At 35.4% G+C, this 23,867-nt stretch carries 29 protein-coding genes and 1 tRNA gene; 24 read left to right on the top strand and 6 right to left on the bottom strand.

The annotated features are described in order from the left end of the window. The first annotated feature begins 285 nt into the window (after positions 1 to 285). From ACKI2P_RS05775 to ACKI2P_RS05680, 20 genes are all read left to right on the top strand, one after another. Positions 286 to 370 (top strand) — tRNA-Ser (locus ACKI2P_RS05775). Between the two features lie 192 nt (positions 371 to 562). Next, complete coding sequence (locus ACKI2P_RS05770) at positions 563 to 1,012, top strand: 30S ribosomal protein S13 (RefSeq protein WP_407375855.1); 450 nt, start codon at positions 563 to 565, stop codon at positions 1,010 to 1,012. Between the two features lie 63 nt (positions 1,013 to 1,075). Next, complete coding sequence (locus tag ACKI2P_RS05765) at positions 1,076 to 1,615, top strand: 30S ribosomal protein S4 (RefSeq protein ID WP_407375854.1); 540 nt, start codon at positions 1,076 to 1,078, stop codon at positions 1,613 to 1,615. Positions 1,616 to 1,626: 11 nt separating this feature from the next. Continuing rightward, positions 1,627 to 2,019, top strand: a complete 393-nt coding sequence (locus ACKI2P_RS05760; RefSeq protein ID WP_069574667.1) for a 30S ribosomal protein S11 — start codon at positions 1,627 to 1,629, stop codon at positions 2,017 to 2,019. Between the two features lie 15 nt (positions 2,020 to 2,034). Further along, the gene (locus ACKI2P_RS05755; RefSeq protein ID WP_407375852.1) at positions 2,035 to 2,838 is read left to right on the top strand and encodes a DNA-directed RNA polymerase subunit D; all 804 of its coding nucleotides are present in this window, start codon (positions 2,035 to 2,037) and stop codon (positions 2,836 to 2,838) included. Further along, a complete protein-coding gene (locus tag ACKI2P_RS05750) occupies positions 2,838 to 3,203 on the top strand; it encodes a 50S ribosomal protein L18e (protein ID WP_407375850.1) in 366 nt (121 codons plus the stop codon). Before ACKI2P_RS05755 ends, ACKI2P_RS05750 begins: the two co-directional genes overlap by 1 nt. A gap of 13 nt (positions 3,204 to 3,216) precedes the next feature. Continuing rightward, on the top strand, positions 3,217 to 3,639 hold the full coding sequence (locus ACKI2P_RS05745; protein WP_407375848.1) for a 50S ribosomal protein L13: 423 nt from the start codon (positions 3,217 to 3,219) through the stop codon (positions 3,637 to 3,639). Positions 3,640 to 3,657: 18 nt separating this feature from the next. Continuing rightward, positions 3,658 to 4,059, top strand: a complete 402-nt coding sequence (locus ACKI2P_RS05740) for a 30S ribosomal protein S9 (protein ID WP_407375846.1) — start codon at positions 3,658 to 3,660, stop codon at positions 4,057 to 4,059. A 41-nt stretch (positions 4,060 to 4,100) separates the two neighbouring features. Next, a complete protein-coding gene (locus ACKI2P_RS05735) occupies positions 4,101 to 4,271 on the top strand; it encodes a DNA-directed RNA polymerase subunit N (protein ID WP_407375844.1) in 171 nt (56 codons plus the stop codon). Positions 4,272 to 4,329: 58 nt separating this feature from the next. Next, entirely contained in the window at positions 4,330 to 4,527 is a 198-nt protein-coding gene (locus tag ACKI2P_RS05730; RefSeq protein WP_292750659.1) for a DNA-directed RNA polymerase subunit K, read from the top strand. A gap of 137 nt (positions 4,528 to 4,664) precedes the next feature. Then, positions 4,665 to 5,909, top strand: a complete 1,245-nt coding sequence (gene eno / locus ACKI2P_RS05725) for a phosphopyruvate hydratase (protein WP_407375841.1) — start codon at positions 4,665 to 4,667, stop codon at positions 5,907 to 5,909. 17 nt (positions 5,910 to 5,926) lie between these two features. Next, positions 5,927 to 6,121 (top strand): 4Fe-4S dicluster domain-containing protein, encoded by a 195-nt coding sequence (locus ACKI2P_RS05720; protein ID WP_407375839.1) that lies wholly within the window; start codon positions 5,927 to 5,929, stop codon positions 6,119 to 6,121. A gap of 20 nt (positions 6,122 to 6,141) precedes the next feature. Next, positions 6,142 to 6,741 carry a 30S ribosomal protein S2 gene (gene rpsB, locus ACKI2P_RS05715; RefSeq protein ID WP_407375837.1) on the top strand — a complete coding sequence of 200 codons (600 nt, stop codon included), beginning with the start codon at positions 6,142 to 6,144 and terminating at the stop codon, positions 6,739 to 6,741. A 9-nt stretch (positions 6,742 to 6,750) separates the two neighbouring features. Then, a complete protein-coding gene (gene amrB, locus ACKI2P_RS05710; RefSeq protein ID WP_407375835.1) occupies positions 6,751 to 7,599 on the top strand; it encodes an AmmeMemoRadiSam system protein B in 849 nt (282 codons plus the stop codon). Between the two features lie 9 nt (positions 7,600 to 7,608). Then, positions 7,609 to 8,571: a mevalonate kinase gene (gene mvk, locus ACKI2P_RS05705; RefSeq protein ID WP_407375833.1), complete on the top strand. Its 963-nt coding sequence runs from the start codon at positions 7,609 to 7,611 to the stop codon at positions 8,569 to 8,571. Between the two features lie 4 nt (positions 8,572 to 8,575). After that, positions 8,576 to 9,376, top strand: coding sequence for an isopentenyl phosphate kinase (locus ACKI2P_RS05700; protein ID WP_407375831.1), 801 nt, complete (start codon positions 8,576 to 8,578; stop codon positions 9,374 to 9,376). A 4-nt stretch (positions 9,377 to 9,380) separates the two neighbouring features. Further along, positions 9,381 to 10,427, top strand: a complete 1,047-nt coding sequence (gene fni, locus ACKI2P_RS05695) for a type 2 isopentenyl-diphosphate Delta-isomerase (protein ID WP_407375829.1) — start codon at positions 9,381 to 9,383, stop codon at positions 10,425 to 10,427. A 3-nt stretch (positions 10,428 to 10,430) separates the two neighbouring features. Next, on the top strand, positions 10,431 to 11,774 hold the full coding sequence (locus ACKI2P_RS05690) for an RNase J family beta-CASP ribonuclease (protein ID WP_407375827.1): 1,344 nt from the start codon (positions 10,431 to 10,433) through the stop codon (positions 11,772 to 11,774). Between the two features lie 11 nt (positions 11,775 to 11,785). Then, positions 11,786 to 12,766 (top strand): short chain isoprenyl diphosphate synthase IdsA, encoded by a 981-nt coding sequence (gene idsA / locus ACKI2P_RS05685; RefSeq protein WP_407375825.1) that lies wholly within the window; start codon positions 11,786 to 11,788, stop codon positions 12,764 to 12,766. 305 nt (positions 12,767 to 13,071) lie between these two features. Continuing rightward, the gene (locus ACKI2P_RS05680; protein WP_407375824.1) at positions 13,072 to 13,866 is read left to right on the top strand and encodes an ADP-ribosylglycohydrolase family protein; all 795 of its coding nucleotides are present in this window, start codon (positions 13,072 to 13,074) and stop codon (positions 13,864 to 13,866) included. Here the strand turns inward: ACKI2P_RS05680 and ACKI2P_RS05675 are convergent. Then, the gene (locus tag ACKI2P_RS05675) at positions 13,850 to 14,626 is read right to left on the bottom strand and encodes a TrmB family transcriptional regulator (protein WP_407375822.1); all 777 of its coding nucleotides are present in this window, start codon (positions 14,624 to 14,626) and stop codon (positions 13,850 to 13,852) included. The genes ACKI2P_RS05680 and ACKI2P_RS05675 overlap by 17 nt on opposite strands. Positions 14,627 to 14,743: 117 nt before the next feature. On the opposite strand from ACKI2P_RS05675, the gene hcp reads away from it, so the two are divergent. Together hcp and ACKI2P_RS05665 are read left to right on the top strand one after the other, a co-directional pair. Beyond that, on the top strand, positions 14,744 to 16,051 hold the full coding sequence (gene hcp, locus ACKI2P_RS05670) for a hydroxylamine reductase (RefSeq protein WP_407375820.1): 1,308 nt from the start codon (positions 14,744 to 14,746) through the stop codon (positions 16,049 to 16,051). A gap of 4 nt (positions 16,052 to 16,055) precedes the next feature. Beyond that, on the top strand, positions 16,056 to 16,382 hold the full coding sequence (locus ACKI2P_RS05665) for a cupin domain-containing protein (protein ID WP_407375818.1): 327 nt from the start codon (positions 16,056 to 16,058) through the stop codon (positions 16,380 to 16,382). A 212-nt stretch (positions 16,383 to 16,594) separates the two neighbouring features. Here the strand turns inward: ACKI2P_RS05665 and ACKI2P_RS05660 are convergent, their stop codons facing one another. Genes ACKI2P_RS05660 through ACKI2P_RS05645 form a run of 4 tightly spaced genes read right to left on the bottom strand, consistent with a single transcriptional unit; the run spans position 16,595 to position 19,876 of the window. Further along, entirely contained in the window at positions 16,595 to 17,401 is an 807-nt protein-coding gene (locus ACKI2P_RS05660; RefSeq protein ID WP_407375816.1) for a class I SAM-dependent methyltransferase, read from the bottom strand. Positions 17,402 to 17,405: 4 nt separating this feature from the next. Continuing rightward, a complete protein-coding gene (locus ACKI2P_RS05655) occupies positions 17,406 to 17,855 on the bottom strand; it encodes a GNAT family N-acetyltransferase (protein ID WP_407375815.1) in 450 nt (149 codons plus the stop codon). Positions 17,856 to 17,859: 4 nt separating this feature from the next. Further along, positions 17,860 to 18,876, bottom strand: a complete 1,017-nt coding sequence (locus tag ACKI2P_RS05650; protein ID WP_407375813.1) for an aldo/keto reductase — start codon at positions 18,874 to 18,876, stop codon at positions 17,860 to 17,862. After that, a complete protein-coding gene (locus tag ACKI2P_RS05645) occupies positions 18,869 to 19,876 on the bottom strand; it encodes a tetratricopeptide repeat protein (RefSeq protein ID WP_407375811.1) in 1,008 nt (335 codons plus the stop codon). The genes ACKI2P_RS05650 and ACKI2P_RS05645 overlap by 8 nt, the downstream gene beginning before the upstream one ends. Before the next feature lie 111 nt (positions 19,877 to 19,987). On the opposite strand from ACKI2P_RS05645, the gene ACKI2P_RS05640 reads away from it, so the two are divergent. Beyond that, positions 19,988 to 21,658, top strand: coding sequence for a glutamate--tRNA ligase (locus ACKI2P_RS05640; RefSeq protein WP_407375808.1), 1,671 nt, complete (start codon positions 19,988 to 19,990; stop codon positions 21,656 to 21,658). A gap of 8 nt (positions 21,659 to 21,666) precedes the next feature. After that, on the top strand, positions 21,667 to 22,146 hold the full coding sequence (locus ACKI2P_RS05635; protein ID WP_407375807.1) for a hypothetical protein: 480 nt from the start codon (positions 21,667 to 21,669) through the stop codon (positions 22,144 to 22,146). Positions 22,147 to 22,189: 43 nt separating this feature from the next. On the opposite strand, the gene ACKI2P_RS05630 is transcribed toward ACKI2P_RS05635, so the two are convergent. Then, the coding region (locus ACKI2P_RS05630) for an ATPase (RefSeq protein ID WP_407375805.1) at positions 22,190 to 23,867 on the bottom strand (1,678 nt) is incomplete at its 5' end.

Below are 23,867 nucleotides of genomic sequence, written 5' to 3'. Positions count from 1 at the left end.
ATGATAAATGTGGTAAGAATTGTCTTTTTTTAAAATTTTTTATTTTTTCAAAATTGAAAAATACCCAATTAAAGTTCTAATATATAAACTTTACTATGAATTTCCAAAAAATCTTTAAATATTATTAAGTTCAATATTAATTTGTGCTTATGATTTTGACTTTTGTGCTGTTTTTTAAAAAATTAAGGTCAAAAATTCAAAACCTTTATATACTATTAATTACTTATATTTTTATATCAGTGAATTATATATTAGACAGTACTATGTCTGATATGTTACTAGATTGCCGAGATAGTCTAGCCTGGTAAGGCGCGAGACTGGAAATCTCGTGGGCGTTCAGCCCTCCTGGGTTCAAATCCCAGTCTCGGCGTATATTAGTTTTTAACTTAGTTTTTTAATTTTTTTCTATTATTAAAATACTTGTTAAACTGATATTTTTTTGCACTCTTAGTTTATTTTGACTAAGTTTTAAATTGTTGAAAGAACTGTGTTTTGCAATGCAAAACATTCGAATCTATTATTTTACGTCTCGTAGGTTCGCTCTATAAATGGAGGTTATTTAATGGAAGACGATTTTAAGCATTTAGTGCGTATTTCAAGAAAGGATGTAAATGGTAACAAAACCATTGAACAAGCTTTAACTGAAATTAAAGGTGTTGGAATATCTTTATCTAAAACTATGTGCCGTACTTTAGACTTAGATTTAGAAGCTAAAATTGGATACATTGCTGACGAAGATGTTTTAAGAATTGAAGAAATTTTGGAAAATCCTCAAGAATTCGGCATTCCGACTTGGATGTTAAACAGAAGAGAGGATTACGAAACTGGTGATGACATTCACTTAATTGAATCTGATCTTGACATGACTTTAAGAGATGATTTAAACAGAATGAAAAAGACCAGAAGTTACAAAGGTAGAAGACACGAAGTTGGTTTACCTGTTAGAGGTCAAAGAACCAAATCTACTTTCAGAAAAAGTTCTTCAGTTGGTGTAAAACGTTCACGCGGATAGGCATAGAACTTTTTTTTTAGAAATTTAAATATTTTAAATTCAATTTTATAAGGAGATGTTTTAATGGGACAACCTAGAAAAGCAAGGAAAAAGTATAATACACCACCACATCCTTGGAATGCGGAAAGAATTAAAAATGAAAATAAATTAATGACTAAATACGGTTTAAAAAACAAAAAAGAAATTTGGAAAGCCGATACTTTAGTCAGAAGATACAGTAGGGAAGCAAGGTACTTACTTGGTTTCGGTACTGATCAAATGGTTAATGAAAAATTACAATTATTAGGACACTTAGCTAGAACCGGTGTTTTGCCAGAAGGTGCAGCTCTTGAAGATATTTTAGATTTAAACGTTGAAGATATCTTAAGAAGAAGATTACAAACTATTGTATATAAAAAAGGTTTAGCTCGTACTCCTAAAGAAGCAAGAATGTTTGTTGTACACGGTCACATAACCTTAAACGGTAAGAAAATCAACTCACCAAGTTATGTGGTATTGAAAGGTCAAGAAGATGACATTGGATTCTATCGTTCTTCACCTGTAGCAAAACAAATTGAAGAGTACAACAGAAATAAGGATAATAAAGCTAATACAGAAGAATAAAGGGTGTAACTATGGCAAAAGATGAAAAATGGGGTATAGCTAATATTTACTCATCATTTAATAACACTATTATTACTGTAACAGATATTACTGGTGCTGAGACTATTTCTCAATGGTCTGGTGGAAAAGTTGTTCGTGCAGATAGACAACAGGCTTCACCTTTCGCAGCTATGGCTGCAGCAACTAGAATAGCTGATGACGCTAAAGAAAAAGGATTTGTTGGATTACATATTAAAGTAAGAGCTCCTGGTGGAAACGGACCTAGAAGTCCAGGACCTGGTGCACAAGCTACTATCCGTGCTTTAGCAAGAGCTGGAATTAAAATAGGTAAAATTGAAGATATCACTCCTATTCCTCACGATGGTACTGGAAGACCTGGTGGTAAAAGAGGAAGAAGAGTTTAAGCGGAAGGGTTTAATATGGAGATAGAAATTAGAAGTCAAAGCGACGATGAAATTGTTTTCGTTGTTCGTGATGCAGAAGTACCTTTTATCAATGCTATTAGAAGATGTGCAATGGTTAATGTACCTAAAATAGCTATTGAAGACGTTAATATTATTAGAAATGATTCAGCAATGTTTAATGAGGTACTGGCTCATAGACTTGGTTTAACTCCTTTGGTTTCTGATCTTGATGCGCTTGAAGGATTACCATTACCTGAAGACCCTGAATGGGAAGATTTCAACAGTGGAATATTATTCAGTTTACAAGAAGAAGGGCCTAAAGTTGTTTATTCTAAGGATTTAATATCTTCAGACTCAAAAATTAAACCAGTATACGACACAATTCCTTTAGTAAAACTTAAAGAAGGCGAAGAAATTAATATTGAAGCTTCTGCAAAAGTAGGATATGGAAAAGAACATGCTAAATGGATGCCAACAACTGTTTGTGCATACAAGCAATATCCTGAAATCACTTTTGATGAAGAAAAAGAAATCGATTACGATTGTGCTTCAGCATGTCCTCGTGGAGTTTTAAAGTCCGACAGAAGATCTAAAAAGATTAAAATATTGGACATTGAAAACTGTTCCATGTGTAAAAGCTGTGTAAGAGCTTCAACCAACGGATACATTAATGTAGGCTTCCGTGAAAATGATTTCATTTTCAGAATTGAAACAGACGGAGCAATGCCTCCTAAAGAAGTTTTATTAAAAGCTTGTGATGTATTAGGTGAAAAAGCTGATAAGTTTATCAAATTTAGTGAAGAAGGAGGAAGTAAATAATGGTTAAGAAAGTAGTAAAAACAAATCCTAACCTTATTGAACTTATTAATAAACTTTATGAACAATCAAGAAAAGAAGATGTAGCTATTTGGAAAGATGTTGCACAAAGACTTGAAAGGTCTAATAGGAGAACCGCTGAAGTAAACTTGTCTGATATTGCAAGACATGTTGAAGCTGGTGAAACTATCTTAGTACCAGGTAAAGTTTTATCAAACGGTAATTTAGAAGAAAAAGTAAATGTTGTAGCATTAAAATTCTCAGCAAAAGCACAAGAAAAAATTGAAAGTGCTGGTGGAGAATGCATCTCAATTGATGAGATAATCGAATCAAATCCTAAAGGGTCAAACATTAGGATCATTGAATAGATAGGGTGTTATTATGATTATTGATGGAGAAGGATGCGTTTTAGGAAGATTAGCTAGTATAACTAGTAAAAATCTTTTAGAAGGCGAAGAAGTAATTATCATTAATGCTGAAAAAATTATGTTAACTGGTAACAGGGACTGGGCTTATGCTAAATACAAACAAAGAGTCGACAGGGCAAGTATTTCCAACCCTCGTGACTTAGGTCCTAAATATCCAAGAAGACCAGATGATATATTTAGAAGAACTGTAAGAGGAATGTTACCTTTCAAAAAATCCAAAGGTAAAACCGCATACAAAGGTTTAAAAGCATTTGTTGGCGTACCTGCTGAATACGCTGATGCTGAACTCACTGCAGTTCCTGAAGCAGAATACAGAAATCTTAAAAAAGGTGTTGAATTAGGAGAAATCTCCAAACTTTTAGGAGCTACCTTTTAGACAAATGGATGTGTGATTATGGTTAAAGTTATTCATACAAGTGGAAAACGTAAAACAGCTATCGCAAGAGGTACTGTTCAAGAAGGAACCGGTAAAGTCAGAATCAACAGAGTTCCTTTAGAACTTTATTCCCCTGAGCTTGCTAACTTAAAATTACAAGAACCATTAACCTTAGCTGGTGACTTAGCTAATGAAGTGGATATCAATATCCGCGTTGTTGGTGGTGGAGTAATGGGTCAAGCTGAAGCTGCACGTATGGTTATTGCAAAAGGACTCGTACAATGGTCTCAAGATATGGATTTAAAAGATAAATTCACTCAATACGACAGAACCATGTTAGTAGGTGACCCAAGACGTTCAGAACCTAAAAAATATGGTGGTCCTGGAGCAAGAGCACGTAAACAAAAAAGTTACAGATAATTTCTGTAAATTTAATATTTTAAATTAAAAAGATGATATAAATGATTCCTATTAGATGCTTAAGTTGCGGAAAACCTGTTTCAGCTTACTTCGATGAATACAATAAAAGAATTGCAGCTGGAGAAAAATCTAAAGACATTTTAGATGACTTAGGTTTAACTAGATACTGTTGTAGAAGAATGTTAATTTCTCATGTGGAAACATGGGAATAATTTTTCAATTGTAGGGATATTATATTAGAATATAATCTTGGTAAAATAATGCCTAAAAATGGAAGTAATATTCATGGATGTTGAAAAAAAATTAACAAGGTTTGAAAGAGCTAGGCTTCTTGGAGCTAGAGCAATTCAAATATCTATGGGAGCTAAACCATTAGTGGAAATTAAAGATTCCTTAGATCCAATTGACATAGCTTACGAAGAACTTAAAGCTGGAGTTTTACCATTAGATGTAATTAGAGATGAATAAATAGTTATATCTATTTATTCTCAATATTTATTTAAAAAAAATAAAAAATACCAACATAACTCTATAAAGAAACTTACTGATTTTTTAAAGAGTATAGATTATATGGTAATAAATCAAATGACACTGAGGTGTTTTTTTTGGATAGTATAATAGAAGATGTCCAAGTTCGTAAGATTTTGGATAGCAGAGGAAACCCAACTATTGAAGTAGATGTAGTTACTTGGAATGGTTTTGGTAGAGCTGCTGCGCCAAGTGGAGCCAGCACAGGTTCCAGAGAAGTTGTATCTTTCCCGGATGGTGGAGTCGATGTTGTCGTCCGTGAAATGGAAGATTTCATAGCTTCTGAGCTTATCGGTATGGATGCTAACGATGTGGCCACTATTGATGAGGTGCTAAAAGAAATTGACGGCACTGAGAATTTGGCTGCAATTGGTGGAAATACTACTGTAGCGATTTCTATGGCTGTAGTAAAGGCTGCTGCGGAATCTTATAACATGCCACTATACAGATACATTGGTGGACATTTAGTTAATGAATTACCATTCCCTCTGGGAAACATGATGAACGGAGGAGCACATGCTGGTGTTAATGCCCCTGACATTCAAGAGTTTTTGGTTGTTCCGACCGGAGCTTCCAATGTCAGTGAAGCAATATTTGCAAATGCGAGTGTTCATAAACGTTTGAAAGAGTTAATTCAAACTAAAGACTCCAATTTTACAGGTGGTAAAGGAGATGAAGGAGGATGGGTGCCTAACATTACCAATGATGCCGCTTTGGAAATACAGGCCAAAGCATGTGAGGAAGTTGGTGATGAGCTGGGTATAGAAATCAGACCTTCATTGGATATGGCAGCTTCTGAACTATGGAATGCAGATGAGCAGAAATATGTTTATGCTCAAGATGGTGTTAAAAGAGACGCCGGAGATCAAATTGATTTTGTAAAAGATATCATTGATACTTACAAAATGTTTTATGTAGAAGACCCATTTGACGAATCAGATTTTGATGGATTTTCTCAATTGACTTCAAAAGTTGGCGGTAAATGTTTAATTTGTGGTGATGATTTGTTCGTAACCAATAAAGAGTTATTGGCTAAGGGCATTGATTCAAAGGCCGCAAATGCTATTATCATCAAACCTAATCAGATTGGTTCATTATCTGAAACTTATGCTTGTGTAAAACTTGCTAAGGAAAATGATATTGTGCCGGTGGTTTCCCACAGGTCAGGAGAGACTTGTGATGAGACAATTGCACATTTGGCTGTTGGTTTATCATGTCCAATGATAAAGACAGGTGCTATTGGTGGTGAACGAATAGCAAAATTGAACGAACTTATCCGTATTGAAGAGGAACTTCTAAATCCGAAAATGGGCAAATTTTAAAAAAAGGAGAGAGTATTATGTCAAAAGTTATACTTGATTACGACAAATGTGATGGTGCTGACTGTGCAGAATGTGCTGATGTTTGCCCAATGGAAGTTTTAGTTCTCGAAGGAGATAAAATAGAAATTCACAATCCTGAAGATTGCAGTTATTGTGAAGTTTGCATGGACGTATGTCCTAACGAATGTATTAAAATTGAAGATGAAGATTAAATATAATAAATGGTGATATAATGACTAATGAACTTTTAATTGATTTAGATAATTATTTAGCAGCAGGTTTACATATTGGAACCCAACAAAAAACAAGTGACATGGAAAAATACATATTCAGAGTAAGATCTGACGGTTTATATGTTTTAGATATTCAAAAAACTGATGAAAGAATCAGACAAATTGCTAAACTTTTAGCAAAATACGACCCAGAAGACATTTTAGTTGTTGCTACAAGACAATACGGTCAAGCTCCTGTTAAAAAATTCGGTGAAATCACTGGTGCTAAAACCATCCCTGGAAGATTCATCCCAGGTACTTTAACAAACCCAAATTACGCTAAATTCATCGAACCAAAAATCATCGTTGTAACTGACCCAAGATCAGACGCTCAAGCAATCCTCGAATCCAAACAAAACGGTATTCCTGTAATTGCTTTATGTGATACTGAAAACTTACTCAGTTTTGTTGACATTGCAGTTCCTGTAAACAACAAAGGTAGAAAAGCTATTGCTTTAGTTTACTGGTTACTTGCAAGACAAATTTTAAGAGAAAGAGGAACTATCTCTGAAGATGGCGATTTAGATATTGATGCTACTGACTTTGAACTTAAATTCTAATCGATTAAAATGATAAGAAAACCTGTAGTTGCCGGAGCATTTTATCCAAGCAATCCCGATAGGCTTGTTAAGCTCATTGAGGATTGTTTTCTGGATAAGGCTGGCGTTGGTGAAATACCTGAACTCGCTAAGTTTGACGGTGTAGATTATCCTATCAACATCATGGTTCCGCATGCAGGTTATCAATATTCTGGTCCGATAGCTAGTCACAGCTATTGCCAGTTAGTTCAAAACGGTTTTCCAGAAGTTTTTATTATATTAAGTCCGAATCACACAGGTTACGGTAGTGAAATTTCCGTATTCAATGAAGGCGAGTGGATTACTCCTTTGGGAAGTATTGAAGTTGACGGCGAATTTGCAGATTCCATAATCTCACATTCAAATATTGCTGAAGCCGAATTTTCCGCTCACATCAATGAACACAGCATTGAAGTTCAGCTACCTTTCCTACAATATTTTTCCAATGATTTTAAGATTGTTCCAATTACGATGGGATCCCAGACTTTTTCCGCTTCAAGCGATTTGGCCAAGGCTATCTTCGATGCCGCCAATGATTTGAAAAGGTCCTATTGCGTTATTGCAAGTACTGATTTGTCCCATTTTAACAATCAAGAAAAAGCCAATAAGGTTGATGGCTTTGTTTTGGAAGATATTGGGGAAATGAACGAATTTAAATTGTTTGAAGAAGTTGTACAGTACAACATAACCATGTGCGGTTACGGTCCGGTAATGGCAACAATTTCCCTATCCAAAATGTCAGATAAAAACACTTGTGAAATTTTGGCTTATGGAACCAGTGGAGATGTTACCGGAGATTTGACTTCTGTTGTAGGATATGGTTCAGGCATTTTTAAATAAGGTGAATTTATGATAGCTAAAGCTTCCGCTCCGGCAAAGGCAATTCTGTTTGGTGAGCATTCAGTTGTATATAATGAACCTGCTATAGCTGGGGCTGTAAATAAAAGAGCTTATATTACAGTTAAGGAATCTGAATGTGAAAAATCTATTTTTAAAGCACCTAATATAAATTTTGAAGCTGAACTTTTAACAGAAGAGAAAAAATACATTTTAAGAAAAGGAAAACCCGGTATTATTAGATATATTTTAGAATCTCTTTATAGAGTTCACGACCACTCTCCAATTGAAATTACATTATTGTCTAATGTCCCAATTGGCTCTGGACTTGGTTCATCAGCTGCAGTTACAGTAGCGACTCTGGCAGCATTATACAGATACCATAATATTCGTTTTAATAAGAAATCTCTAGCCCATGATGCTCATATGGTTGAACAGGCGGTTCAAGGGGTTGCAAGCCCTCTGGATACATTGGTTTCAACATATGGGGGACTCGTTTATCTGTCCCGCAACAAGCAGGTTGAGCATTTCAATGTCAATTTCAATGTTCCGTTTGTTGTTGGTTACACCACAAAACATGGAAACACAGGAAAAATGGTTAAAGATGTAAAAAACCTTAAAAATAGAAATCCTAAAATTATCAATCCTGTAATAACTGCAATGGGTAATTTAACAAATTACGCTAAGCAGGCTATTTTAAAAAGGGATTTCAATAAGGTTGGTGAACTTATGAATATTAATCATGGATTTTTAGATGTTTTAGGTGTTAATACTTTAGAATTATCTAGAATGGTTTATAATGCAAGGGAAGCAGGCGCTATTGGTTCTAAAACAACTGGTGCTGGTGGAGGGGGCAGTATTATTGCACTTTGTCCTGGAAAAGTTGAAGAAGTAGCCAAGGCCATTGATGCTTATGATAATGTTTTAAGAATCCATTTTACTCGTAAAGGTGTTTCTTCAAGGGTTTATAAGTGATTTTATGATTATTTTAAAAATTGGTGGAAGTATCCTCACCAATAAGGACTCAACAGAAAGTGAAGTTGATTATGCTTCCTTAAAAAGAATTGCATCTGAAATCAAGGATGCATTGGATGAGTCAGATAAAGAATTGATTATCGTGCACGGTGCGGGATCTTTCGGTCATCCGCCTGCGAAAAAATATAAAATTGGTGAAGTATTTGCCGAAGAGGAATTTCCACAAAAAAGAATTGGTTTTTGCGAAGTTCAAAATGCCGTAAAAAAATTAAACATGCTTATTTGTGAATCTTTTATTGATGAAGGTTTACCTGTTATTGCTATTCCTGCATCAAGCTTTATGACTGCCACTAATAAAAGGATTACTGAAGGAAATCTTGATTACTTTAAAAAATACTTGAATAAGGGTTTCATCCCTGTTGTTTATGGGGATGTCGTTTTGGATACTCAACTGGAAATTTGCGTTATATCCGGAGACCAAATAATACAGTATCTGGCGGTCAATCTTAATGCGGATAAGGTTATTTTAGGAACTGATGTCGACGGAGTTTACAATAAAAACCCTAAAACACATGATGACGCAATATTTTTTGATAGATTTTCATCACTAAAAGATTTGGATACTCTCGAAGGGACAACAAATGTGGATGTTACTGGTGGAATGGTTGGAAAAATTAAAGAACTTTTATATTTGGCTGATTTAGGAATTGAATCTAAAATAATAAATGCGGAAATTGAAAATAATATCTTCAAAGCATTAAATGATGAAGAAGTTAAAGGAACTGTAATTTCAAGGGGAAATTAAGAATATGATTTCAGATAGAAAATTAGAGCATTTATTGATTTGTGAAAATTATGATGTGGAGTTTAAGGATAAAACCACCGGTTTTGAAGACATTGAACTTATTCACAATGTTCTTCCTGAAGTTGATAAAAACGAAATAGATTTGTCAACATCAGTTTTTGGAAAAGAATTGGACTCCCCTTTATTTATCACAGCAATCACTGGAGGTCATCCTGCTGCAAAATCAATCAATAAACAATTGGCCATTGCAGCTGAAAATAATAACATTGCTTTAGGTGTAGGTTCCCAAAGGGCTGCTTGTGAGCATCCTGAACTTGCAGATACATATACTGTTGTAAGGGAAAATGCACCAAACTGTTTGCTTGTAGGAAACATCGGCGCTCCTCAGCTCAATTTAGCAGAAAAAGCTGTTGAAATTTTAGATGCTGATATTTTAGCTATTCATTTAAATCCTCTTCAGGAATCCATTCAGCCTGAAGGTGACTTGGATGCAAGGGGATATACAGATTTGATAGGTCAAATTACTGAAACTGTCGATATTCCAGTCCTTGCAAAGGAAACTGGATGCGGAATATCTGCAGAATCTGCAAAAATTTTAGTTGATGCAGGTATTGATTTTATTGATATTGAGGGTGCTGGAGGAACCAGTTGGGCGGCTGTTGAAACATATAGGGCTGAAGACAGATACTTTGGTGAAATATTTTGGGATTGGGGAATTCCTACTGCCATCAGTACAGCTGAAGTAACTAATGCAGTTAATGTTCCTGTCATTTCATCAGGAGGAATCAGATCAGGTCTTGAAGCAGCTAAAGCTATTGCTCTTGGTGCGGATGCCGTAGGTATGGCATTGCCGTTTTTAAAGAATTCAGCCACACAGGAGCAGTTAAACAAATTTATTCACAGATTCAATGATACACTAAGACTTGCAATGTTTTTAGTTGGAGCTAATAACATCGAAGAGCTAAAGCAGTCTAAACTAGTCATTCGTGGAAAAACAAGAGAGTGGCTCAATGAAAGAGGAATCAACACTAAAAATTATTCAAGGAGATAAAACATGAGCGTAGAAGTAATCGCTATTGGTGGATATCAGGAAGTCGGGAAAAACATGACTGCTGTAAGGATTGGCGAAGATGTTGTAATCTTCGATATGGGAATCCACCTAGACAGAATTAGTATGCATGAGGATACTGATATAGACCGTATGCATAGTTTAGATTTAATTGAAAGGGGAGTTATTCCGGACGATACTTTAATGAAAGAAGTAGACGGTAAAGTGCGCGGAATAGTTTTCTCTCACGGTCACTTGGACCACATTGGTGCAGTAGCCAAATTGGCTCACAGATATGATGCACCCTTAATCGGAACACCTTATACTGCGGCTTTAATTGAAAAACAAATTAAAGGTGAACGCAAATTCAAAGTTACTAATCCTATCAGGTCACTTAATCCTGGAAACAAAATCAAATTGTCCAAAGATATTACTTTGGAGTTTGTCCAGTCAACACATAGTATCCCACAGGCAGTATTTCCTGTATTGCACACATCAGAAGGTGTTATCGTTTATGCACTGGATTTCAAATTTGACAATCATCAAAAAGTATCACCGCCACCTGACTATAAAAGATTAAGGGAATTGGGTAAAAAAGGTGTACTTGCATTGATTGTAGAAACAACCAATGCTAAAAATTACAATGAAGTTAAAACTCATTCAGAGCGTATCGCAAGAAATATTTTAGAAGATGTGATGAGAGGGCCTCTTCAAGAAAAGACAGGTATGATTGTAACAACATTTTCATCACATGTAGAACGTGTACAGGCAATTGCAGACATTGCTAAAAAAAGCCACAGGGAAATATTTTTCCTGGGCAGATCAATGGAGAGATTCTGTGGAATTGCACAAAACTTGGGAATCTTGAAATTGCCGAAAAATGCAAGTATTTACGGTTCTCCGAAAGCGGTAAATAAAGCTTTGATGAGGGCTGATGAAGACAGGGCGAATTATTTGCTTGTAACTACAGGTCACCAAGGTGAACCTGATGCATTACTCCCAAGAATAGCAAATGGAAGAACTCCATTCAACATTAAAAAAGGAGATAATGTAATCATCTCAGCACCAATCATTCCAAATCCGACAAATGCTGCTAACAGACATATCATGGAAAGAAGATTAAAACTCAAAGGTGCTAGAATTTATCCTAATGCTCACGTTTCTGGGCACGCTGGAAGAGAAGATCATAGGGAATTTTTACGTATGTTGAAACCACAGCATATCATTCCGGCTCACGGAGACTTATCAATGCTTGCAGCCTATGCTGAACTTGCTGAAGAGGAAGGTTATAGAATAGGATATGATATTCATATTTTAAGAAATGCTCAAGCACAAGTTTTTAAAGGTTAAGAGGGATTAAAATGAGTGATGTAAAAGAAGTACTTGGAAGTTATTCAACAGATATTACAAAAACAATCGAAGAAGAATTAGCAATAATTACTCCAGACAATCTTAGTGAAGCATCTGTATATCTTACAAGGGCTGGAGGAAAAATGCTCAGGCCTGCTTTAACTTTAATAGTGTCTGAAGCTGTTGGTGGAAATAAAGAATCTGCTGTCAAATCTGCAGCTGCAATTGAACTGATTCACACATTTTCACTTATCCATGACGATATCATGGATGATGATGACATGAGAAGAGGAATGCCTTCCGTTCACAAAGTTTGGGGCGATGATGTTGCTATTCTTGCTGGAGATACATTGTTTTCAAAAGCTTTTGAAATGATTATCACATCAGAGAATACAACACCTGACCAAAACAACAGAGCTTTAGCCACTGTTGCTGATGCATGTATAAAAATCTGTGAAGGTCAGGCTTTGGACATGGGATTTGAAGAAAGATTTGACGTTACCGAAGAAGAATACATGGAAATGATTTTCAAAAAGACTGGTGCTTTAATAGCTGGTGCAACTAAAGCAGGAGCTATTATGGGCGGTGCATCTGATGAGGTCATTGATGCAATGTATGAATACGGCCGTTTGATTGGTCTTGCATTCCAAATCCAGGATGATTATCTTGACTTGGCTTCTGATGAAGAAACATTAGGTAAACCAATTGGATCTGACATCGGAAAAGGTAAAATGACAATCATTGCAATTAAAGGTTTGGCAAGTGATGATTCAGGAAGATTACTTGAAATCCTTAAAGCTGATGAAAATTCACAGGATGAAATAGATGAGGCAATTGAAATTTTAACAAATTGCGGCGCCATTGAATATGCTCGCAATCTTGCACTTGAATCTGTAGACCAGGCAAAAGAAGTACTTGAAATATTGGATGATTCTTCATATAAACAAGTGCTCATTGACATTGCAGATTTCGTTTTAGAAAGACATTCATAGATGTCTTTTCTTTTTTTTAATTTTTTAGGATTCCAGATAATCCGGAATCCCTGTTTCATGCTAGATATTTGAACTTTTTTTAAAAAATTTCCATTTTTTAGTTACATGCATATGAATTTATTAGAGAACCGATTTTTCAATAGAAATTTTTTGTTTTATGATAATAGTCGATATTATCACTAATCATTATATTTAAAGCAATATTTAATCTTTTTGTTAGAATTTAAAGCAATTTTATGAAGTTAGGGCAATTTTTTGAACTGAGGTCAATAACTATATAACTATTTTTCTAACAATATATGTATATGAAAGGAATAATCGGCGCTATTGGCGGGGACATAATAGGTTCAACAAGAGAGTGGAATGCTATCAAAACAAAGGATTTTAAACTATTTGAGAAGAAATCAACATTTACCGATGATACAATACTCACATTGGCCGTTGCAAAGTGGTTATGTGAGGACAAGGATTCTCAAAATGCTCTTGTCAGAAATCTGCAGAAATTCGGAAATGAATATCCCAACGGAGGCTACGGCGGAAGGTTTTATCATTGGCTGGATGAGGAATCTCCACAACCTTACGGAAGCTGGGCAAACGGATCTGCCATGAGGGTATCTCCATGTGCCTGGGTTGCAGACAGTTTGGAAGAGGCACAGGATTTGGCATATAAATCAGCATTTGTTACCCACAATCATCCTGAAGGAATTAAAGGAGCCCTTGCAACCTGTGATGCAATATATCTTGCAAGAATAGGTGCTAAAAAGGAAGAAATAAAAGACCATATTGAAGTCAGATATGAATATGATTTGGACCTCAGTGTGGATGACATAAGGCCGTTTTACACTTTCGATGTTTCATGCGCAGGAAGCGTTCCGGAGTCCATCATTTGCTTTTTGGATGCAAAGGATTATGAAGATACAATCAGAAATGCCGTTTCACTGGGTGGTGATGCGGATACTATGGCCGCTATTGCCGGAAGTATTGCAGGTGCATATTGGGAAATTCCAAAATCAATTGCATATAAGGCAATTCATCGTCTGGATTATAATCTGCTGAAAACTTTTATAGAATTTGAAGAGAAATTCATGCCTTCCGTTTAGATTTTATTTTTTTCAGCTGATTCATGAATCTTTCATCATAATTTCTTGCAATATCTTCATATTTGTTCCATATTCCTATTGATGTTTCGGGAATGACATTGCGTTTGTCTTCGGAAAATTTGGTATATGTGTGCATCATTTCCTTTGAATCGGAGATTATTAGCTTAACAAATGGAATGTCAGCCTTTTGAATTGGAATGTCATTTTCCTTAAACATTGGTATTATTTCTATTTTTTCATTGTTGATATAGCAGGTTGGTGATGCCAGAATGTTTACTCTCAAATCCGGTCTGTTTTTCAGAGAATTAATCAGCGCTTCGCCTTCCCCTTCAAACAGAAAACCGATTCTCATGTTGATTGATGTTTTTGCCCTTTTGATTATCTCCAGTTCCTTGTTGATGATTTTTTCAACACCGTAGATTCTCCATATAGGTGCCCTAACCTGGCTCATACCGTTTTCATATATGTTTGTCAGCCTTGTAATCGTATCATCAATTTCCAAATTCAGCCTTTCCTTTTCACGGGTCAGAACCTCAACAGGGGATTTGACATTGTATGTCAGTGGTCTTCCATCCTCAACTTCAATGAAATTCTTTTTTGACAGTTCCTTTAAAACGTCATAGATTTTGCTTCTTGGGATTCCTGATTTTTCAGATATTTCCGTTGCAGTTGAAGATATGAGGGAAGTCAGTGTTATGTAAGCTTCGGCCTCATACATTGTAAGTCCGATTCCTTTAAGTGTAGCGATATTTTCATCCATGATTATAATTTGGTTGATGCCATATATATTTGTTACTTTTCACCCTTGTAAAGTGACAAAATATTTATATATTCTTCAAATGTAAATTATGATTAACGAATTAAAGAGGTAATTATTATGGCAGACGGATTAGATATGTTTTGTTATCAATGTTCCCAAACCGCTAAAGGTACAGGATGTACTGTAAGTGGAGTTTGCGGTAAAAAACCAACTGTAGCAAGATTACAAGATAACTTAATCTTTACTATGAAAGGAATCAGTGCATACAACTACAATGCAAATGTTTTAGGAAAAAATGATCCTGAAATTGATGCATTCCTGACCAAAGGGTTATACACTACATTAACCAATGTCAACTTTGACGTTAACGATTTGGTTGGATTAGCACTTGAAGCCGGTGAAAAAAGTGTAGCAGTAATGAGATTGCTCAAAGAAGCACACATTGAAGCATACGGCGAACCACAACCTGTTGAAGTAAAAGTTGGAGCACAGGAAGGACCTGCAATAATTGTAACAGGCCATGACTTAAAAGCATTGGAAGAACTATTAAAACAGGTTGAAGGAACTGACATTAAAGTTTACACTCACTCTGAAATGTTACCTGCTCACGGTTATCCTGGACTCAACAAATACGAAAACCTTGCAGGCCAGTTAGGTGGAGCATGGCACGACCAAAGAACAATCTTTAAAAAATACAATGCAGCTATTGTCGGAACAAGTAACTGTGTACTTCCTGCACTTGATGCATACAAAGAAAGAATGTTCACAATGGATGTTGCAAAACTTGAAGGCGTAAAAACTGTAGAAGACTATGATTTCTCAGAAGTAATTGAATGTGCAAAATCATTAGGTGGTCTTGAAGCAGAAGAATTGACCACAATCACTACAGGATGGAGTGCAGGAGCAATCGTTGAACATGCCGACACCATTAAAAGATTGGTCGAAGAAGGTAAAATCAGAAGATTCTTTGTTGTTGGAGGATGTGACAAAGCAGCTAAACACAATGACTACTACAGAGAATTTGTCCAAAACTTACCTCAGGATACTGTAATTTTAACATTAGCATGCGGTAAATACAAATTCAATGATCTGGATTTAGGCGACATTGAAGGAATTCCAAGATTGCTGGATGTAGGGCAATGTAACGATACAATTGTTGCAGTTGATGTTGCAGTGGCTTTATGCGAATTGTTTGGCATGGAATTAAATGAATTGCCACTTACCATTGTACTCTCTTGGATGGAACAAAAAGCAGCAGCTGTTCTCTGGGCATTGTTATATCTTGGAAAAACAGACATGTGGCTCGGACCTGTGCTTCCTGCATGGTGTAATGATGATATCATAAGCGTTCTGGTTGAAAACTATAACCTCACTCCAACTACAGGTGATGCAATAGCAGATATCAAAACAATTTTAGGAGAATAATCTCATGAGTGATATTAAAGCAAAGGCTTTAGATATCCAAACTTTAGTGGAATATCAGGATGATACAGTTGTAAGTCGTGAAGTAATTAAAAAGGATCTTGGGACTGTAACATTCTTTGCTTTTGATAAAGGTCAGGGTTTGTCAGAACACTCTGCACCTTTTGATGCAATGGTTCAGATAATAGATGGTGAAGCTGAAATTACAATTTCCGGTGTAAAAAACACTGTCCAGGCAGGTGAAATTATTATAATGCCTGCAAACGAACCTCATGCATTGCAAGCAGTAAAATGTCCTTATAAAATGATTTTAACTATGATTAAAAGTAATTAATTTCATTTTTTCTTTTTTTATTTTAAAGTTTTTATTATAAAATGTCTATTTTTTATAATTTGGTATGTACTTGTCAAATTAAATTATTCTTTTCCTGCTGCCAGTAATGTTTATTTAAATTTACATCTTAGTAAATTAGTGTTTTTTTATTTAAGCTATTGAATTATTAATCATATTTTTATTTAAAAGGGTGTTTGAAACTTTGCGGAATATTATTTTTTCCACCATACCATTATCCAGTCAGCCTTGTCCTTGACATTGAAATATTTTCCGTTTTCAAAAGTCAGAATTCTCTCCAGATAATTTCTCAGCTGTTCTTTTTCATCTTTGCTGTACAAATCAAGACGGAACTTGCCGTTGTCCATTGCCTCTTCAATGCTATCGTATTCCCGATAGTTATTCAAATCAAATCTCTCGACATTTGCATATATGCCCATATTAAACAGTATGTTGAAAAAATAGTTGTAATCCGGAAAATCTTCAGTTTTTCTGCCCAGTTGTCTTTCAAAATCCTTTTCGATTTTTTTGTTTTCCGGTCCGAAAATGGTTATGAAAACATATTTGTTTGCAATCTTGTCCAATTCGTACAATACCTCTTCAATTGGTTTGATTCCATTCAGGGATCTTGAACATATCACCACATCCACGTCACCGATTTCATCATATTTGATTTCCTCAATAGGCTTTAAGATTGTTTCGATATTGTCTATATTTTTTTCTTCTGCTCTTTTTTCAAGATATTCTAACATTTTGACTGATGAATCAAGTCCAATGACTTTTTTAACATTTCGGGCTATTGGAATGGTTATGCTGCCTTCTCCACATCCCACATCCAGTACGGTGTCGTTTTCATCTAAAATCAGCTTATCGAAAAGCGCATCCTGATAGTCATCTTTTCTAGTTCTTTTGTAAAATCCCTCGGCTGCTTTGTCCCAGTCTTTGCCGACTTTGCCGTCTAATCTTTCAGCCCAAAAGCCTGTCCAGTCAACATCATTTGGATTTTCAATGCATTGTTTCATAATATCACTTAAAACTCTTTTTCATACATATTACGTTTTCATCAAATTTAAACTGGCCAAATTTTGGAATTTGTTTGTAATCCAGTTTTTCGTATAGTCTGATTGCAGGGGTATTATTTTTTCCTGTTACAATATAGGAATATCCGTAGTTTTCATCAAGGACTTTCTTTTCAAGCTGTTTTATGAGAGTGTAGGCTATCCCTTTTTTGCGGTAATTCTTTTTGACATAAACCCGTTTAAATTCCACGCTTTTTTGGCCGCATTGCCTGTAGCTGGCACATGCCACGGCTTTATCCGAATCCAAAAATAAAATCACTATGTGAGGGTCTTTAAACTCATTATACTGTTTATACTTGTCCAGATCATCACCAATGCGTTCGTAGTATCCTCTGTCCAACTCTTCAACAAGTTTCAGGAAACGATTATCTTTTTCATCGGTAAAAACGATTGTCATGACTCTAAATTTTTGTTTTCCCACTTAGGACATTTCGATAGTCCTCGTAGTTTTCTTTTAAAAGCTCAGGAATGTCAAGCTCGTATGGACAGTTGTCAACACATGCATAGCATTCAATGCAGTCTTTTGTAGCTTCCATTTTCTCCTGATATTCCTCGGTAAGGTAAGGTTCGGTTGGAAATCTTCTAATCCAAAGTGACATTCTTGCACATAGGCTGATGTTGATTCCTTCAGGGCAGGGCATGCAATAGCCGCATCCTCTGCAGAAATTTTCCCCGAGTTCCTTTTTATCCTTTTCAATTGCATGTTTTAATTCATCGTCCAAGACGGTTTCAGGGCCGTATGATAAAAATTCATTCAGCTCTTCCAGTTTTTGAATTCCCCAAATCGGCAGAACATTTTCAAATTGATTTATGTAGGCATAACTTGCTTTTGAGTTTTTAATCAATCCTCCGCCCATTGCTTTCATTGCCAAAAATCCAACATCCAGTTGTTTGCATTTATTGACTAATTGGATTTCCTCATCTCCGCTAAGATATGAGAATGGATACTGGAGAGTTTCATAAAGTCCGCTGTCAAGCGCTTCATGGGCAATTGTGATTTTGTGTGTGGTGATTCCGATGTGATTGATTAATCCCTGATCTTTAGCTTCTTGCATGGCTTCTGCCAAATCATCACCTTTTTTTGGACAGAATGAAATGTTGTGGTGCTGATATAAGTCCAGATAATCTGTTTTTATTTCTTTCAGAGAAGTTTCCAGATCTTTCCAAAAATCTTCAACGGTTTCTGCAGCAGTTTTTGACGCCAAATAGATTTCACTTCTCACGTCTTCAAATGCATTGCCCAGTTTTTCTTCACTGTCTGTGTAAAATCTGGCAGTATCATAAAAGTTTATGCCGGATTTATAAGCGGTTTGAAGTATTTCAATTGAATCTTCCATATTTCTTCTCTGAATCGGCAGTGCGCCGAATCCGTTTTTGTCAACATCAAGATTTGTTTTTCCCAATCTCATCTTATCCATAACCCATTAATTTTAAAACAACATATAATATTAAAATGACAGCCAATACGATGAGGGCTGTTTTTGTGGATAGGAATCTTGTCTTTTTAAATTCCTTATCTTCAACGACTCCTGTTTTTAAAAGTCTTTCTTTTTCAAAGGAGCATTTCTGATATATTGCTTCCAAATCCTTTGGAAGTCTTCCGTATTCATTCAGCATGTTTATTGTCTTATTTAGAAATTTAATCGCTTCATCCTTTTTTCCAAGTTTTACACAGCAGAAAGCTGATTTGTAGTTGAAATTGGTTTTCAAATCCAAATCATTTTCTATTTGACTTTCATAGTTGAGACATTTTTCATAATCTTTCAATGCGTTTTCATATTCCTTTAATTCATAATATGCGTCGCCTCTGGAATTGAATGCAAGCAGGGTTGCTTCTTCTCCAAGGGATTTGTCAAGATAATCAATGGCTTCCCGGTTTTCACCGTTTTTTTGAAGCATCTGGCCAAAGTACAAATCTGATTTCTGGTCGCTTCCGAAATTATTTTCATACCTTGTCAAATCCTTTAGAGCATCATCATATCTTTTGGATTGAATTAAAAGCTCTATTCTGCTCATGCTGACTTCCCTTTTTGAAATGCGGGGCTTTTCGATTTTTGAATAAGATTTGTATTTTTCATGTGCCTTGTCAATGTAGGAAAGTGCCTCATCGATTTGTCCTTTGTTGAATTTTGACATTGCCTTGTCACAAAGTGCATTAATGGAATGGGGTTGTTTTTCAAGGTATCTGTCAAAATATTTCTCCCCGTAGTCTCCATTGTCATGGCTAGGATCATAGTATTGATAATACAATCCCTTTTCTTCAATGGCAGGCAGGAACTCTGCATCTATCAGCATATCTAAAATAGTTAAATAAGACTTAATATCATCTTTCCCGTGTCTTTTTCTAGCTAATTTTAGAGCATCTGCGAAATTTTCATTTTCAATATAGTTTTTTGCTTCATCAATATAATTGCTCATTGTATTTCAACCTAAGTTTTTTTTTAACTACTCTCACTATATTTATATATTTTTAGATAGATAAATAATAATGCTTATTTTTGTAATTAAAATATTAATTGTGATGATTAAATGAATGATTTAGAAGAGATTGTTTATAAACATGCTTTACTCAATGCAGCAAAACATAAGGGAAGCGCAAATCCCGGTGCTGTTATGGGTTCAATCATGGCCAATGAACCTGAATTAAGAAGTAAGGCAAAGGAAATTGGTCCTTTATCTGGTAAAATAGTAGCTAAGGTAAATGCACTTTCACCTGAAGAGCAGGCAAGCGAAATGGAAAAATATGGTGTTGAAGTTGAAACTAAAAAGCCAAAGGCTAAGGAAAAAGGACTTCAGGAGCTGCCTGGCAGTCATGAAAATATAGTTTTGCGTTTTGCTCCAAATCCAAGCGGACCACTGCACATCGGACATTCAAGAGCAGCAGTTCCAAATGCGGAATATGTTAAAAGACATAACGGTAAGTTAATTTTAAGAATTGAGGACACTGACCCTAAAAGGGTATTTGAACCTGCTTATGAAATGATTCCTGAAGACTTGAAATGGTTGGGAATCGAGCCTGATGAAATTATCTATCAGTCTGACAGGTTTGAAATCTATTATGATTACGCCCGCCAATTGATTGAAAAGGGTGCTGCTTACATGTGTACCTGTGACGGCGCTACATTTAAGGAATTGAAGGATAACTGCAAACCATGTCCATGCAGGGACAACACTGTTGAAGAAAACCTTGCATTATGGGATAAGTTTGATACAATGGAAGCAGGTGAAGCTGTATTAAGAGTTAAAACTGATATTGCTCATAAAAATCCTGCCATTCGAGACTGGGTGGCAATGAGACTTGTTGATGAAGCACATCCTCGTTTAGGCACTAAATACAGAATTTATCCTATGATGAACTTTTCTGTTGCATTGGATGATTATCTGATGGGATTGACTCATGTATTGAGAGGAAAAGACCATCTTGCCAACACCGAAAAGCAAAAATACTTATATGACCATATGGGCTGGGACGTGCCTGAATACATTCATTACGGCAGATTGAAAATGGAAGATATTGCGCTCAGTACCTCAAAAGCTAAAGAAGGCATTGAAAACGGTACATATAGCGGATGGGACGACCCAAGACTCGGAACATTAAGAGCTATTGCAAGACGTGGAATAAATCCTAAGGCAATCTATGATTTGATTATTGAAATTGGTGTTAAAATGGCTGATTCCGCTTTAAGCTGGAAAAAGATCTACGGTTTAAACCGCAGTCTTCTCGAACCGATAGCAAACAGATATTTCTTCTGTGAAAATCCTCAATTAATTGAAGTAGAAGGTTATGATGGCGGAAAGATTGACATTGAAAGGCCGCTTCATGCAGACCACATGGATAGGGGAAACAGGATTTTGCCGTTCGATGGAAGTGCTTATTTAGATCCAAATGATATCAACAACGGCATTGCAAGATTAATGGATGCTGTAAATGTTGAGATTGTAGATGATAAAATTTCATATCATTCAAGTTCCTTTGAAGATGCAAGGGATGTCAAAGCCAAAATCATTCATTGGGTTCCTGTCGAAGACAATGTCAATGTAAAAATTGTCATGGATGACGCATCAGTCAAAACAGGTCTTGGTGAAGGTGCACTTCGTGACTTGAATGTAGGCGACATTGTACAATTTGAAAGGGTTGGATTTGCCCGTTTGGATGAAATTAAAGATGATGAGATTATTTTCTACTATGCACATAAATAGGTGATGGGATGACATTATTTTCAAATGGATTCGTTACTCTTCAAATGCCTGAAGATTTTGATACTATACCTACCAAAGATGAATTTAATGATTTGTATCTGGTAAATACTAAAATACCAATGTCCATTAAATTTTCCACTACTCCAACACTGGTTGGCCTTCCGGCTATCCGTGAAGACATTGAAAAAACAGTAAAATCTAATGACAGGGTTAATTTGGTTACTTCAGACTTTTTACCTATTAATGATGATATTTACTATATGATCGTTTCATCTTTTTCAGATGGTGAAAATGAGTTTCGTAGATACGAATTTCTCTATGTCAAGGACAGTAATCTCTATATTTTTGAATACACATATCCTTATGCAGATAGGGAACTTGATGATTTTTACCTGAACATTATCCGTTCCTTAAAAATAGTTGTTCCGAAATATATTGTTGAAAATGGAAGTTACAAATTGAATGAAGAAGAATCAGGAGATATTTAATCTCGATTCTTTATTTTTTTTAAAAATAGTTGTAAAAAAGATATCAGTATATCTTTTTCACGTCAGATGGTTTAATTTTAATGTTTTTACCTCTGTATTTAACAGAGATGTCATCGCCGTTGATTGCATAAACCTGACTGGAATAGGTTTCTCCATCATGTTTGAATATGATTTCATCACCTTTCTTAAGAACTGCTTCTGAATTGTTGATTTGTATTTTCATGTTTGCTCTTGAAGGTGTTGATTTGATTGGAGCAACTTTTGGTTCTGCAATTTCTGGTTCTGGCATTTTGGTATTATTGAACAGTTTACGAGTATTTTCTTCTCTAATGACTTGATCGTAGTCAGGTTCATAAGTTTCACCGAACTCATCATGGGTTTCATTGATGATCGGTGCATACTCATCATATTCCTCATAATCATTGACATTTCTGATATATGTTTCTTCGAAGTTATCGCGTGGATAAATCTCTTCAGATGTAGTAGGTTCTGAAGATAATTTTTCTTTCACTTCTTTAAATATGCTTGAGCTTTTAATCTTATTGGTGAATCTGGCTAAATCTTTTCTATAGTCCAGGTCATTGTCAGGTTCAATTTTATTAGAATTATCGATTGATGATCCAAACTCATCTTTTTCTTCGATTTTAGTAGGTGATTTTAATACAGGTTCTTTAATTTCAGGAATTGTCTCTTCGGAATTTAATAATGCATCAGTAATATCGTCACTGCCGGAGATGCTTTCAATTTTTTCTTCTTCTATTTCCTGTGAAGCTGTACTTATTGCCTCATCAATGTCTTTTTGTGATGCAACAAGTGGGGTTTCACTTTCTTGTGTTTCAACATCCAATATGTCCTGAACACTTTCTTGAGAATCTTTGCTGTCTTCGACAATTTCCTCTTTTGCTTCACTTTCATCAATGACGTCCTGGATTGCCTCTTCTTTTGTTTCACTTTCATCAATGATGTTTTGAATTGTTTCATTTTTATTTTCGGTACTGTCAATGATGTCCTGAATTGTTTCTTCTTTGGTTTCTGCTGCATCAACAGCTTCTTCACTCTTCTCGTCTGCATCATCGCCTGACAATATTTTTCCAATCTCTTCATCTGCTAAGATTTCTTCGATGAGTTGTTCTTCAGTATGTTCATTTTCTTTTTTACTTATGATACTTTCTTTAAGTTCATTTAACTCGGCATCATCGTCTCTTTTGATTTGCTGAGCTTCTTTTTCCCTTTCACTATCTTTTCTTTTTGATTCTTTGATTAATTCATCAATAGTAAATAAGTCTTTCAATTCAGTTTTTTCATTTTGATTGTTGTCTTGTGTCATAATTTCAACCTGATATTCGTTCATTGGCTCTTGGAATTTTTTAACTTCATTCTCATAATTGATTAAAACTTGATTTTGAGATTCGTATTCAACAGATTCTTTTTTATTATTTTCAACTTCAGACGCTACATTGTCGTAGTTGTCTTGCGGATATATCTCTTCAATATAATTTGTATTGTCGATAGGTGGCTGGGAATAATTTTGTTCAATACTATCATGCGATTCCTTATCTTTTGAAAAAGAGAGTATTCCATTAATGGATTCTTTTGAAATGATTGAAGTTTCATCTTTTTCCAGTTCATCTCCTTTATAATGTAGTTTAACTGATATGGAAGCAATCAAACCAATTATAAAGATAGTTACCCATAATAATATTGTTATCCCATTCATAATT

This window comes from Methanobrevibacter sp. (assembly GCF_045541095.1).
Classification (GTDB): Archaea; Methanobacteriota; Methanobacteria; order Methanobacteriales; family Methanobacteriaceae; genus Methanocatella.
This window is presented reverse-complemented; position numbering and strand designations above follow the sequence as displayed.

Coding starts and splice junctions, on each gene's coding strand:
- ACKI2P_RS05640 (WP_407375808.1), top strand. CDS start 19,988: ATGAATGATTTAGAAGAGATTGTTTATAAACATGCTTTACTCAATGCA.
- ACKI2P_RS05680 (WP_407375824.1), top strand. CDS start 13,072: ATGAAAGGAATAATCGGCGCTATTGGCGGGGACATAATAGGTTCAACA.
- rpsB (WP_407375837.1), top strand. CDS start 6,142: ATGACTAATGAACTTTTAATTGATTTAGATAATTATTTAGCAGCAGGT.
- ACKI2P_RS05665 (WP_407375818.1), top strand. CDS start 16,056: ATGAGTGATATTAAAGCAAAGGCTTTAGATATCCAAACTTTAGTGGAA.
- ACKI2P_RS05655 (WP_407375815.1), bottom strand. CDS start 17,855: ATGACAATCGTTTTTACCGATGAAAAAGATAATCGTTTCCTGAAACTT.
- ACKI2P_RS05720 (WP_407375839.1), top strand. CDS start 5,927: ATGTCAAAAGTTATACTTGATTACGACAAATGTGATGGTGCTGACTGT.
- ACKI2P_RS05755 (WP_407375852.1), top strand. CDS start 2,035: ATGGAGATAGAAATTAGAAGTCAAAGCGACGATGAAATTGTTTTCGTT.
- ACKI2P_RS05645 (WP_407375811.1), bottom strand. CDS start 19,876: ATGAGCAATTATATTGATGAAGCAAAAAACTATATTGAAAATGAAAAT.
- ACKI2P_RS05750 (WP_407375850.1), top strand. CDS start 2,838: ATGGTTAAGAAAGTAGTAAAAACAAATCCTAACCTTATTGAACTTATT.
- ACKI2P_RS05690 (WP_407375827.1), top strand. CDS start 10,431: ATGAGCGTAGAAGTAATCGCTATTGGTGGATATCAGGAAGTCGGGAAA.
- ACKI2P_RS05650 (WP_407375813.1), bottom strand. CDS start 18,876: ATGGATAAGATGAGATTGGGAAAAACAAATCTTGATGTTGACAAAAAC.
- mvk (WP_407375833.1), top strand. CDS start 7,609: ATGATAGCTAAAGCTTCCGCTCCGGCAAAGGCAATTCTGTTTGGTGAG.
- ACKI2P_RS05740 (WP_407375846.1), top strand. CDS start 3,658: ATGGTTAAAGTTATTCATACAAGTGGAAAACGTAAAACAGCTATCGCA.
- ACKI2P_RS05675 (WP_407375822.1), bottom strand. CDS start 14,626: ATGGATGAAAATATCGCTACACTTAAAGGAATCGGACTTACAATGTAT.
- ACKI2P_RS05765 (WP_407375854.1), top strand. CDS start 1,076: ATGGGACAACCTAGAAAAGCAAGGAAAAAGTATAATACACCACCACAT.
- fni (WP_407375829.1), top strand. CDS start 9,381: ATGATTTCAGATAGAAAATTAGAGCATTTATTGATTTGTGAAAATTAT.
- ACKI2P_RS05745 (WP_407375848.1), top strand. CDS start 3,217: ATGATTATTGATGGAGAAGGATGCGTTTTAGGAAGATTAGCTAGTATA.
- hcp (WP_407375820.1), top strand. CDS start 14,744: ATGGCAGACGGATTAGATATGTTTTGTTATCAATGTTCCCAAACCGCT.
- ACKI2P_RS05660 (WP_407375816.1), bottom strand. CDS start 17,401: ATGAAACAATGCATTGAAAATCCAAATGATGTTGACTGGACAGGCTTT.
- ACKI2P_RS05700 (WP_407375831.1), top strand. CDS start 8,576: ATGATTATTTTAAAAATTGGTGGAAGTATCCTCACCAATAAGGACTCA.
- ACKI2P_RS05760 (WP_069574667.1), top strand. CDS start 1,627: ATGGCAAAAGATGAAAAATGGGGTATAGCTAATATTTACTCATCATTT.
- ACKI2P_RS05730 (WP_292750659.1), top strand. CDS start 4,330: ATGGAAGTAATATTCATGGATGTTGAAAAAAAATTAACAAGGTTTGAA.
- amrB (WP_407375835.1), top strand. CDS start 6,751: ATGATAAGAAAACCTGTAGTTGCCGGAGCATTTTATCCAAGCAATCCC.
- idsA (WP_407375825.1), top strand. CDS start 11,786: ATGAGTGATGTAAAAGAAGTACTTGGAAGTTATTCAACAGATATTACA.
- ACKI2P_RS05770 (WP_407375855.1), top strand. CDS start 563: ATGGAAGACGATTTTAAGCATTTAGTGCGTATTTCAAGAAAGGATGTA.
- ACKI2P_RS05635 (WP_407375807.1), top strand. CDS start 21,667: ATGACATTATTTTCAAATGGATTCGTTACTCTTCAAATGCCTGAAGAT.
- ACKI2P_RS05735 (WP_407375844.1), top strand. CDS start 4,101: ATGATTCCTATTAGATGCTTAAGTTGCGGAAAACCTGTTTCAGCTTAC.